Origin of the sequence: Olivibacter sp. XZL3 (assembly GCF_004368405.1) — a bacterium.
In the GTDB taxonomy this organism is placed as follows: domain Bacteria; phylum Bacteroidota; class Bacteroidia; order Sphingobacteriales; family Sphingobacteriaceae; genus Olivibacter.
On record NZ_SBJH01000006.1, the window covers coordinates 84,482 to 97,974 of the forward strand.

Below are 13,493 nucleotides of genomic sequence, written 5' to 3' on the forward strand. Positions count from 1 at the left end.
GGTACCGTATAGGTGATGGATGCTTCCCGTAGCTTAAGGAACGATCCGTCAAAGACATACGTTTGATCTACACCGCCACTCTCATACTAACTTTGTGCATTTGTGGAGATGGTGTTCTGTACCCAAGAGCCATCTGCCGCTTGCATCGCGAAGCGTTCTTCTGGCATGACGTCTACACCGGCTACAATAGCGCGCTCCCGTACACCATTCTCCGCAGTAATCGAGGCCGTTCCTGCGACGTAGCTATGGCTCATGGTTTGCGACCAGATATCGCCGCCTTTACGCATGTCTAAAAGAAAACCGAAAGAAAAGTCCTTAATCGTAAAATCATTACGCCAGCTAAGTAAGAAGTCTGGGTTAACATTACCTAAATCTTGACTTGCCTTGGTTTGAATTAAACCATTCGACTTGATTTTAATTGCACCCTGCATGGGACCTTCCTCGACACGATCATATCCGGTACCAACTAATGTGCCCCAAGGTTCGCCAGCTCTTGCCATATTAGCAATGCCCCAAGTCCATCCTATTTGATAACTGTTTAAATCTAACGCAGGATATAGTTCAATGATCTTGCTTTGGTTTTTTGCAAAGTTCACTGTGCTTCGCCAATTCAAACCGTTTTCCCGCTTAATGACGTCTCCATACAGTTGTATTTCAATACCCTTGTTTTCTATTTGACCGGCGTTCAGAATCATGGAACTAAAACCGACAACATTTGAAGTGGTTACGCTTAGGATTTGGTCTGTAGTAGTCTTATGATAATATGTGAAATCGGCGTGTAAACGGTCGTTCAAAAAACCGAGTTCGGTACCTACTTCCCATGTCCTGGTATTTTCAGGTCTTAACCCTTCATTGGGATAAGTCATACTTTTATACATCTGAGCTACTCCGTTAAAAGATTGAGGTTGTGCATAATAGTAAGCTCTGTTTCTGTATGCCGTTGTACCCGCACCAATTTCAGCCCAGCCGGCACGCAGTTTCCAATAAGAAAGCGCCGTTCCGGTTAAATTGGTAAAGGTGGTGGTTGGCAACCAGCTTAGACTGACAGAGGGATAAAAGAAGTCGTCACGAATGGTTGAACTCCAGTCATTACGCGCACTTGCATCGAGGTACAACTGATCTTTCCATCCCATCGAAGCCGATGCATAGGCCGAGTTCGACCTAATATGACTATGATCCATCTCTGTTATAGCATCGCCCGACTTATTAGCAATAGTATAAATTCCCAACACGGTCAAGGCATCCGCTCCTTGCATAGACCTAGACCATTGTACATCACGGTAATTAGCGCCTGCAATAGCCGATAAGCTGAAGTCGTTAAAACGCTTATTAAAAGAAGCGATGAAGTCAAGATTTAGCTCCGTATTGTCCGTTTTGGAGTCTCTGAATCCGCCATAAGGAAAAGCGCTGTTGAAGTAGTTTTTTTCGAATGCTTTTGATCCATAATAGTCAAAGCCGGCTCGTCCCTCGAACTTCAGGAATTCCAGTGGTTGGTAATAAATAGAACTTTTTCCGAAAAAGCGGTCTCTTTGATAGCTATTGGTATTTTCATAGACATTAAAAAAGGGATTAACGTGATAATTGGTGTTCCAATTATAATAAGTGTAGTTGCCTGCAGCGTCTCGTTGATCCCAATTATTTTTTAAGCTCTGTGTGTTCACTTGACGTCCAAACCATATAAAACCGTTCATTGGATTATTGCCGTCGTAGCCTTGGCTTAGTATATTGTCGCTTTCTGTACGCGAATAGTTCGACATTACATCGTATGAAATCTTGTCGCTGATTTGCATGTTATTGTTCAGCTGTATCCCATATCGGCGTTGATCAGTGTTTGGCACCGTTCCTTTTTGATCCCTGTATGATAAAGAAACCCGTGTAGTCGATTTCTCTGTGCGTGACAATAAGGAAACGTTATGGTTCATAGAATAACCGGTTTGGAAGAAATCCTTAACATTATTTGGATGTGAAACCCAGTCGGTGGGCTGTCTAACGCCATCAATAACAGGGCTGTCAAATTGAGCCAATTTGAGTCCCGCATCCAAACGAGGGCCCCAAGATTCGTCGTAACCATCATAAATGCCTCCGCCGCTGCCGGTGCCGTCGACATAAGTGAAAGAGTTTTGAGCAGCGTAGTCTTGATAACTTAAACCCTCTCCGTTTAATCCGTAATGGTATTCGTCACCATTGTAGCCCTGCCCGTACAGGTTCTGGATCTTAGGGAAGGTGGAAGCCCTATCAATGGTGAAGTTCCCATCATAAGCGATGCTAACCCCATTTTTCGCGTTTTTTCCGGATTTAGTTGTAATGAGGATAACCCCATTGCCGGCGCGCATGCCGTAAAGCGCTGCAGATCCACCCTTCAATACGGTAATCGTCTCAATATCTTGCGGGTTAATGTCATTTAATCCTGAACCATAGTCGACGCCGGAGTAGGTATTATCGCCAGACCGTTGGGTGTCATTGGAAATTGGAACACCGTCCACAACGATTAAGGGTTGCTGGTCGGGGTTCAAAGATGAGTTTCCTCGTATGGAAATACGGGACGAGGCACCGACCGTTCCTCCAAACTGATTGATTTGCACACCCGCTACTTTGCCGGAAAGGGATCCGGTTACGCTCAGTTGACCGGCCTTGGTGAGCTCTTCGGATTTAACCTCCTGCAAGGCGTATCCCAAAGATTTTCTTTCACGCGAGATACCTAAGGCGGTGACAACAACTTCGTCTAGCGCTTGTTCGTCATCATTCAACACAATTTCCAAATTGGTTTGCTCCGAAATGGAAAGCTGCTTTTTTTCATATCCGATTGCGAATATTTTTAACTGGCCTGGCTCATCGTAGGTAATGGAAAATTCTCCATCTGGCCCTGTTGATGTGCCTTTGCCGTTTCCAAGGGTGACGGAAACCCCGGGGATTGGCTTTTTGTCTTTGTCTACCACGATTCCACGCAATACCGTTTGTGCGTAGAGACTGGTAGATAAGAAAAAGCTAGAAACCAAAAGTGTAATGGTTTTTCTTTTCATGGTGTTTAGTTTTTTGTTGAATTGGGTTGGTCTTTTTTGTTGAAAAAAGGATTTTCAAATTTATTCTTCTACTCCCTCCGTAGTTGCCCGTATTTTAACCTGTACTAATTTGTTTTTAACCTTTTTTTAATCTTATTTTAATTTTTATTGCAAAAACATGGATAATGTTGCGTAATAGCTGCGTTATTTGCTGCTTTACGGAGGCTACGTGCTTGGTTGGGCTGTTTGCGGGATGCTAATATGCTGTTCTATGCTTTATTTGTCAAAATATTGCATGAAGGTTGTCTTTTTTGTGACATGAAAAGTTGATGCTAATTGGTTTTAGCAGAAGAAACGCTTTGCACCTTTGAATAAAAGTGCAAGTGCCGAGGCTAGCTTATATCGTTAGCGCTTTTCCGGGGTTGTGGAACGTTCAGTAGGAAGAACTATCATGAAATGATAATCCAAAACAAGCCTTAATAGTTCTGTATCCTGAGGAGAGGCGTTAAAGTGGGAGATTCCAGCAGACCCGATGCTTTGGCCTTCCAATTTTTAGCGGTAAATTTGCCATCGGCTCCTACATTGACTTTTTTTCTAGCATTGAAATTTGTGTTATAGAAAATGCGCCATTGTATGCCTTTTTTATCGAGATCGATGATTCGATTGGCCATCAGGTTTGATACCTTTATCTCGAGCTCATCTTTACCTTTTAGCAGCTCGCCCGGGATTTCTGCACTATAAGGGCTACTGAATAAGGTCGTCAGGTATTTACCGTTTAAATATATGGAAGCACTTTCATGTACTTCGCCCAGATCCAAGCGCCAGGCGTCGGCTTTTATTGGAAGCGAAGGGATTTGCGTTTTATAGGTAGCAGTGCCTGAAAAGCGGCTATAGCTTTCTCCATAATTCGTCCACGATTGCAATTCGCGGGTTTGTATAGTGGGCGGCAGGGTCGGACCGCCTTTTATAAATTGGAGCTGCCAATCGCCGGTGAAGGCGACGGGATCACCGGCAATGTCATAATAGGGATAAAGCTTGCCTTTATATTGGCCCTTAAAGGTTTCAACTACCAACGATTCTTGTGGTTTTAACTGCAAAAATAGTTCCGTCTCTCCTTTTTCTACGCGTGTTTTCGCATAGCCGTCCGTCCCCGTCATCAAGTTATATAATGCCGCAGAGCTGTATTCCGCATTTATTTTTACCCAGCCTTCAAATGATGTTGTCGACGGATTGTTAACAAAATAATAGTAGTTGCCGTCTTCTTTTAATCGTCGAATGCAGCGCAGGCCTGATGTGTACATGTTTTCAGGTTGGACATCAGCATAATTTTTTAGCGCAGACAAGTCATCAGTTAAGACGATCTGCCCTTTTCCACACTTTGCTGATTGACCGCTCTTGCCATTTGTGAAGGAAAGTTTTTCCTTCCGTAAAGCCATCCGTCTTCTGACTTCTTCCAGGTTGGTGAGGCCTGGCACATCTGAAGGCAGGCTTTTATAAAATAGGACGGTTGCACCCGCATCCGCAAGGCTCATTAATTTTTCGAAAGTTTCAATAGGCATGTAGCGCGTTTCTGGAACCACAATCGTTTTATAGCTATTGCCGCCGCTAAGGAGTGTTGCATTTTGATAACGCACATTCGACAATTGTTTGTCGCTGATGGCGTCCCAGCTATAGCCATGATCGCTGAGATAATTTCCGCAGGCTTTCATCGATAGTTCATCGAAAAACCGATTGGAATGAAAATGATGGAGCATGCCTTTGCTAGGTTCAGACCACAGGTCCGATATACCGAAATAAAGTAAGACATCATTCGAGGGCTTCCCAGCTTGTAGGAAAGCCTGTCCTCTTGTAATATATTGATTGAAGGCGCCAAAATCTTCCCAAAGGCTGTTCGTAGGAGTGAAATGAACGGCTGCATAGAATAGCCAACCGGGCCATTTGGCGGCTTGCGGCGAATAAGCGGTACCGTGGTAAAATACGTGGTTGACACCCGCAAGCCATAAGTTATCAACGGCGGTTTTGACGTCACCAAGATTCGATTCAAAATGCTCATTCAACCAAGTGGCCGATTCAGAGGAAATTAAGTTTTTCCCCGTAACGTGGCCTGCCGATGGAGCACTTTTGAGATTTACTATTTCTGTACCTTCAATTTCCGGAACGTCACTCGCCGCATACAGGTCGAGCACATTGGCAGGCGAGCCATGTGCTTGGTTCCGGATTCCTTTACCGTGTTTTGCCGCCCAAGTTTGCCAATTCTTTGTGTATTCCTCCAACAACAGGTCACTGATCGTTATTCGATAATCGTATAAGACGCGGGCGTTCTTTTCCGCTGAGTCGAGCCCCAAGAGGGCGGGAATATGGTTTTTCAGATCATAGCCGCGGAGTTTTTCGAATGCGATAAAGAAGGCGGGAGTCCAGTTCGCTTCACCTTGTGCATCGTCCACTTCATAAGAGTCGTTAAAGAAATAGCGAAGGTAACTCAGATCCCTTCCTTTAAAGGCCTGATCAAATTGCCGCAGATAGGCATTAAGTGCTTCGGCAGAAAAATGGTCGATCACATTACCTTCACCTCCGGGGCCGGCTCGCTCTACCATCTTACCATGATCTCCTTCGAAAAGTGCGCAGACCATCCATTCACCTTCCGGTGCTACCCAATCCAGTTTCCCGTTTACTACCTTATTGGTCAAATCAATCACTTCCCCAAAGCCGTTGGGTCTCACGTTATTTGCAGTTACAAGAATAAGCGGAAGCTCTTTCTCATGGCGTACTTGATCGAAGGCGTATTCCTGTAGGTTCTTATTGGCGGATATGGGTGCTTTTATTTCCGTAATCGATATTTTTTTGTCGCCGGCTACACGAACAAGCGGGGTCTGTATGTACTTTATCGACTCTTGGATACGTTGACCGCCAGCGACGCGAAAAGTTTTGGAAACCATGTTTTTACAGGCGATGCTGTCGCCTACCCACGGGCCACCGAAGGGCCAGCCGGAAGCATTGGCGAGATCGACCCCTAAGCCTAGTCTTTTGGCTTCCCCTAAGGTATAAGTCAACTTGTCCATCCATGCAGGTGAGAGAAAGCTTATAAATTGATCTTCCGTCCCGCGGACGCCGTATATAGGCGTTATTTCCACGCCCCCTAACCCGGCTTTTTTATAGGTTTCCAAGGCGGCTGTTAAATCGGCTTCCGTTACCGCATTGCCAAACCACCACCAGCGGGTCCACGGTTTCATCTCTTGCTTAATCTCAGGCCAATGAATCTGTCCGCTTTCTCTTTCTTTTACGGAGTTTTCCATACGAAAGCTTAATAAGCCTATTGTCAAAAGGGGCAGCAACATTGCTTTTCTCCACGTAGTTAAAAACAGTTTGGACATCATGAGGACTTATAATTAATAGCACACCATCCAGTCGGATAAGATCATATTGTACAATCGGTTTGCATTGGTATTGCCCAAAATAAGCGCTTTCAGTGCTTATTCGCATCCTGCACTGTTATGGACGCTGCACGGCTGATATACCGGAATCGTTTGCGTAGATTTTAACAGCTGAAAGCTTCGGAATAGCTAAAACGTTTCGGGGACTAATGGGAGTCTCTTTTCCGCGCCCATTGGCAAAAGAGGCAGGATAGAGCAGGTTGCGCCATCCTTCGTAATATTGTTCTTTCGTAGCATAAATGTTTCGCTAACATTAACGAGACTAGCCAATACCAATTATTCACTAATTAATCAACAATGAAGAAAAACCTATCGCAACCTAGTGCTTTGCTAATGACGTTGTTTGGCATTTTTTTGATGCTGCTTACTTCGGCGAGCATTGCGCAGCAAAACGCACAAATTTCGGGGCAGGTAAAGGATGCTTCGAGTGGTGAGCCGCTGGCTGGGGTAAGTGTTTTCCTGAAGGGAAGCAATGCCCAAACGCAAACAGATGGTAACGGGAATTTTATGATAGAAGCTGCACGCGGACAGACACTAATATTTAGGTACGTCGGTTACGAGGAAGTGGAGCAGATAATCAACAGTGCTGTTGTCCGGGTGACGCTGACGAGCAACTTGCAGCAGCTGGATGAAGTAGCCGTTGTAGGGTATAACGTCGTAAAAAGGGAAAACCTTACAGGAGCAGTCGCCAGCATCGGAAGTAAACAAATTGAGCAGCTTCCCGTACAAAACCCCTTACAGGCGATGCAAGGAAGAATCGCCGGCGTCGATGTAACGGCCAATGCTCGCCCTGGTGAAATGGGAAGTATCCGCGTCCGCGGTAACCGGTCGTTGTTGGCAACCAATAATCCTTTGTATGTGGTTGACGGTGTCCCGCTTTCCGCAGGTGGAATCGATGCCATTAATCCACACGATATCGAGACGATTGATGTGTTGAAGGATGCCTCAGCAACGGCCGTTTACGGCTCAAGGGCCGCTAATGGCGTCATCATGATCACGACAAAAAAGGGGAAGCAGGGAACTGCACAAATCAATTACAACCTCATCAATACTTTTGAACGTATTAATGATCTGAACACCATGTTCAATGCAGGCGAGTATGCCGAATACCGGCGCAACGCTTACCGCTCTGTTTCAACCACCAATTCGGAAACCGGTTATACCACACCTTACCCCAATCCAGTTCAAGATAGACGTATCTTAGGTGTTGATCCTTATGCATGGGAAAATATAGCAAAGGGCTATACTTGGGTAGATAAAGACAATTTGATTGCACAAACGCGACCTACCACGGCAGAGGAAAAAGCAAGATGGGGCGTTGACGAGGTGCCAATGTATGATGCAAGCCAAATTCCCACGACTAATTGGACCGACTATGTTAGCCAAACCGGCTTTACCACGGATCACACATTAGGCGTATCAATGGGATCGGAAAAAATGACGGCCAACTTCACCGGCGGCTATCTCAATCAGAAAGGGACGAATAAAGGGCAGGATTATAAACGCTATAGCGGCCGGGTTGGGCTGGAGCTCCGTCCAACAAATTGGTTTACATTGGGCGCTTCGATTAACGGAACCTGGTCCGTTCAGAATTACGGTTACACGGGTTCCGGAAGCCGTGCGGCCAACGCAATTTATGGTGCTGCCCAAGGTATGTTGCCTTATGCCGTTCCCTATGACGATCAGGGAAATTACATTTATCTACCGGGCGGAGATATCAATATTGTAAATCCTATTTTGGAACATGAATATGTTATAAACGAACGAACTGCTCTACGTGCCCTGGGAAGCTTCTACGCCGAACTTAAATTGTTCGACGGATTGAAGTACCGCATGAACTACGGGCCGGATTTCAGGAATTTCAGGAACGGTCAGTTTCAGGATGCCCGATCTATTCTAAGGGGCGGTGGTGCCGCCACCTCAACAAATTATGCACGACTGAACCAAACGCAGAACATAGCCTGGACCTGGGACAATTTATTGTATTATAATAAAACCTTCGCCGAAAAGCACAATATAGACCTAACTTTATTGCATAGTATGACGGCCAACCGCTCAGAAAATTCGGATATGAGCGCAATCGATTTACCCTATAACAGCCAGTTATGGTATAATTTATCGTCTACATCCAGGGGCGAACTGCAGGGATGGAGTTCCGGTTATTCAAAAAACACCTTGATGTCTTATATGGCCCGCGTCAATTATACCTTCGCGGATAAATATATTTTGACAGCCTCCAATCGCTGGGACGGAGCCTCTGTGTTGGCGCCTGGAAATAAATGGCAGTCGTTTCCAGCAGCGGCGCTCGCATGGAGAATGGAACAGGAGCCTTTTATCCAAAATGCAGCATGGATTGATCAATTGAAATTTCGAGTCGGACTTGGTACGACCGGAAATTCGGCAATTGATCCCTACACAACAATGGGCGGCCTGATCGAAATGCCTATTGTGTTCGGTAATCAAGTGGAGATGGGATACATTCCATCGGATCCCAAGGCTTCAGACCCCGGCACTATGGCGAACCGCGACTTGAAATGGGAGCGAACTACCCAATGGAATGCAGCCGTTGATTTTGGCCTGTTTAAAAATAGATTAAACGGTTCACTGGATTTTTATATGTCGAAAACCAGCGATTTATTGATGAACCGTCCTATACCTACCGTAAACGGATTTACAACGATGTATTATAATGTGGGCAAAACAAAAAACAGAGGCGTTGAATTGACTTTGTCTACCATGAACATCGATCGGCCTAATTTTAAATGGTTAACGGATTTTAATATCGCCACCAATAAGGATGAGATTGTCGAGCTATTGGATGGGCAATCTGATCTTCCTGCTTCTAGTTTCTTTATCGGTCAGCCCTTGTTCGTTTACTACGATTACGAAAAGGTGGGGATCTGGCAGTTAGCCGATGCTGAGGAGATGGATCGATTTAACGCAAATGGCGCAACCTATAAAGCCGGTGACATCCGTGTAGCCGATTTGAACGGAGACTATATAATTGACAATAACAACGATAGGAAGGTATTAGGTAATCAGTTTCCTCGATGGACTGCCGGTATTACCAATACATTAAATTATAAAAACTGGGAATTATCTTTCTTCTTCTACGCTAGATGGGGATTCCTGATAGAGGGCGGGGCAGTTGATATGCAAGGGCGCTACGCCTCCAGAAAAGTGGATTATTGGACGCCCGAGAACGCTACCAATGCCTATCCGCGAGCGGACTTTGGCAATGGTGGACAGCCTATACATTATTCTGCCATGAACTACCAAGACGGTTCTTTTATTAAGCTGAGAAATGTATCCTTGGGGTATAATTTTGCTCCCGATATGTTGAAAACGCTTCATATGAGTAACTTAAAGATATATGGCCAAATGATCAATCCTTATATTCATACTAGAAACGGCTTTATAGATCCGGATATCAATTCGTCAATTTCATCTAGAAGTTTTGTCATAGGACTTAATGTAACTTTCTAATCAGTGCTTATTATGAAATCACTTAATAAAAAAATATATACAGGCTTGCTGTTGACAAGCGCCCTTTTACCCACTTCCTGTTCCAAGTTTTTGGAGGAAGAGGTTGTCGCAACCTTAACGAACCAGCACTACCAAACCGTAGAAGGTTTAGAAAGTCTGGTTGTAGGTATGTATGATGGTTTACGGTTTCACTTCAATTACGAATGGGCTTATACGACCACCAATTACGGGGTAGATGAATTTACAAACGGCGGCGGCTTGGACAAAGTGCATTTTAATACCTATTCCAGTGTGTTGGATCCAACCGTTGGCGAATTCGCTAATATTTGGGATAATATGTATGCCAATATCAATACAGCTAATACAGGGATTAAAAATATTCCCGACGTATATTCAGATGGCGAGCAGAAAAACACCCGATTAGGAGAATGTTATTTTATGCGTGCTTTTGATTATTTTAAGTTGGTAAAGCAGTTTGGAGGAGTGCCTTTGAAATTAGAGCCTTCCGAAAGCCTACAAACTGATTTTGTCAGGGCTTCGGCAGAACAAGTTTACGGACAGGTGATTAGTGATCTCAGGGCGGCCGTCGATCTGTTACCTACTACCGCTGCACAAGTGGGCCGAATTACCAGGGCCGCCGCACAGCATTGTTTAGCCAAAGCTTATTTATACCGTGCAAGTGAGCTAAATGCCTCTTTTAGTAAGCCTACCGATTTGGACAGTGCTATCTACTACGGGGAACAAGTCATCAATAATTCGCCAAACAAATTGGCTACTGATTATGCCGACTTATTCCGGTACACCACGGTGAACGATGCGAATGAGACCAATCCGGAAATCATTTTGGCAGCGCAGTTTGATAATCAAGATGCTTTGGCCGGACGATATGGCAATCAAACACACCTTTATTTTCTCTCGATTTATCAAACACTGCCGGGCATGGTGAGGGATATAGCAAACGGACGGGAGTTTCAACGGCTAAGACCGACCGATTATGCACTCGATGTTTTTAACAGAAAGATCGATTCGCGCTTTTACAAGAGTTTCAAATTTTCTTATATCGCGAATAACGCGAATACGCTTCCGGTGTGGGCCGGAGATAACGCTCCCAGCTCGGATCTGGTAGGTCAGCCTAAATTTAATGTCGGCGATACCGCCGTCGTTTATATCGTTAATGACAGAAATGATACGCGTTTTACTGCGGAGACAATCAATAGGTCGGCACCTACGCTCTTTGTTCGTTATTATCAAGATAATGGAGAGATTAAATCCAACTGGACAATCAGTCAATACTTATCCTTGTCAAAATATATTGATCCATTTAGAACAACGGTCTCCAGTCAATTGGGTACGCGCGATGGTATTATAGCCCGCATAGGCGAAACGTATTTGATTGTAGCCGAAGCATACGGACGTAAAGGTGATTATGGCTCAGCGCTAAGATACATCAATATATTGCGGCAGCGGGCAGGATTTAACGAAGGGGAAGATCGAACACCTGTGTACTATCGCGCAGAAGACGTGGCGGCCGGCACCATAAGCTCTACAAAAAATGATATGCTAGTTACGGAAGCCGCCTTTACACCGGGAACGCCACAGGCTACTGCCGAAATGTATCCGCCAACGGCCAACTCAATGGCTCAGTGCTTTGTTCATTTCATATTAAATGAGCGCGCGCGTGAGTTACTCGGAGAGTTCCATCGATGGGAGGACTTATCGCGCACCATGACCTTAGTGGAGCGGAACCAACAATTTAATCTCGAAGCGGCACCAAACGTACGCGAAAAGCATTTGCTCCGCCCCATTCCACAGAGTTTTCTGGATGCAGTGCAACGGAACGATGCTTCCCTCACTTCGGAAGAAAAACAGGCGATGCAGAACCCAGGATGGTAACAGGAAGAAAATTGTTTTGGTTTATGTTGGTTTAACGAAGCTGTCATAGGCAGCTTCGTTTTTAAAGCGGATTACTGTCATGTTCTGTTATACAAAATTTGTATCATACAGGACGGTACAGGTTGCCTTTAATAGAGGAAATCCTTTCATTTGAACGAATATCAATTATATATAACCAAGAACCAATTTATAGAAATTAGAAAAAATGCAATACAAAAAAGCCACCATTTTCGTTGTCGTGTTACTCTTCTATCTCCCTGTCTTCAAAAATGTAGGGAATGCCTATGCACAAAATTTCCCCGATGGAACAACCATTCCTGCTTGGTTCGCCGACACCAGTACGATTAGAAGTAATGCATTGGGAATGAAATATATTATCACCGATCAGGGGGTAAAGGCTGATAGCACAATTGTACAAACTAAAGCGATCCAGGCAATTATAGACAAAGCATCTGAAAACGGCGGAGGTGTTATTGTTGTTCCGAAAGGCGTTTTCCTCAGCGGATCGCTATTTTTTAAGCCCAAAACACATTTGTATCTAAGCGAAGGAGCAACGCTTAAATGCAGCGATGATATTTCGGATTTCAAGGTGCTGACTACCCGTATTGAGGGACAGTCGCTGAAATATTTCGCTGCCTTTATCAATGCCGATGGACTGAATGGTTTTACCATTTCGGGAAAGGGGACGATTAACGGTAATGGATTGCGCTACTGGAAAGCATTCTGGCTTCGTCGCGAATGGAATCCTAAATGTACGAATATGGACGAACAGCGTCCAAGGCTATTGTACATATCGAATAGTAAAAACGTGGAGGTGTCAGGCGTGCAGTTGCTTAACTCGCCATTCTGGACTTCACATTATTATAAATGTGAAAACCTGAAGATTCTTGGTGTGCGCATCCTTGCAGGTTCAAACAACGGAAGTGAGGTCCGGGCGCCAAGTTCGGATGGCATCGACTTGGATGTATGTCAGAATGTGCTAATAAAAAACTGCTATATATCAGTGAATGATGATGGCATCTGTTTAAAAGGTGGTAAAGGGCCAATGGCCGACAAAGATCCCAATAATGGAGCTAACCGTAATATCATCATTGAAGACAATACGATTGAAAACTGTCCGTCTCTTACATTGGGTAGCGAATCGGTTTATAGTGACAATATTATTATGAGGCGTTGCGTGGTAAAGAACACCTCGTACGTGCTCCGATTGAAAATGCGCCCCGACACACCGCAAAAGCATAAGAATATATTGGTAGAGGATGTTAGCGGAACCGCACGCAATTTTCTTTCCATAGATGCATGGACACAGTTTTTTGACTTAAAAGGACAACCCGAACCGAAATCTTCCGTGAGCTATTTGACCATGCGCAACTGTCAGGTAAGCTGTGATCGTTTTCTACATATTAAACCTTCTGCGCAGTACACGCTTTCCGATTTTACATTGGAAAACTTAAATATTTCGACACCAAACAAAGCGAATGTTACATTTGATTTCATCAAAGATTTACAATTGAAAAATATCATTGTAAATGATAAAAAAGTGGTGAAATAAAAGGAACGTTTTCTTTAGTCACTTTTTGAGGAAAAAAGTGACTAAAGAAAACGTTCCTTTTTTTAAAGCGAAACCCCTGAGTCAGGACGGCGCAGGTTGCGATCGAATAAATAATATGTGTATGTTTGTTTT

At 44.4% G+C, this 13,493-nt stretch carries 5 protein-coding genes; 3 read left to right on the plus strand and 2 right to left on the minus strand.

Features of this window, described 5'->3' with window-relative positions:
• Positions 1-86: 86 nt before the first annotated feature.
• Both EPX21_RS02320 and EPX21_RS02325 read right to left on the minus strand, forming a co-directional pair.
• A complete protein-coding gene (locus tag EPX21_RS02320; protein ID WP_206105983.1) occupies positions 87-3,020 on the minus strand; it encodes a SusC/RagA family TonB-linked outer membrane protein in 2,934 nt (977 codons plus the stop codon).
• 455 nt (positions 3,021-3,475) lie between these two features.
• On the minus strand, positions 3,476-6,292 hold the full coding sequence (locus EPX21_RS02325; RefSeq protein WP_240768485.1) for a glycosyl hydrolase: 2,817 nt from the start codon (positions 6,290-6,292) through the stop codon (positions 3,476-3,478).
• Positions 6,293-6,727: 435 nt separating this feature from the next.
• On the opposite strand from EPX21_RS02325, the gene EPX21_RS02330 reads away from it, so the two are divergent.
• The 3 genes from EPX21_RS02330 (at position 6,728) to EPX21_RS02340 (ending at position 13,361) form a co-directional block, all read left to right on the plus strand.
• Positions 6,728-9,916, plus strand: coding sequence for a TonB-dependent receptor (locus EPX21_RS02330; RefSeq protein ID WP_134088071.1), 3,189 nt, complete (start codon positions 6,728-6,730; stop codon positions 9,914-9,916).
• Between the two features lie 12 nt (positions 9,917-9,928).
• Positions 9,929-11,809: a RagB/SusD family nutrient uptake outer membrane protein gene (locus EPX21_RS02335; protein ID WP_134088072.1), complete on the plus strand. Its 1,881-nt coding sequence runs from the start codon at positions 9,929-9,931 to the stop codon at positions 11,807-11,809.
• 205 nt (positions 11,810-12,014) lie between these two features.
• Positions 12,015-13,361: a glycoside hydrolase family 28 protein gene (locus EPX21_RS02340; RefSeq protein WP_134088073.1), complete on the plus strand. Its 1,347-nt coding sequence runs from the start codon at positions 12,015-12,017 to the stop codon at positions 13,359-13,361.
• The last annotated feature ends 132 nt before the right edge of the window (positions 13,362-13,493 follow it).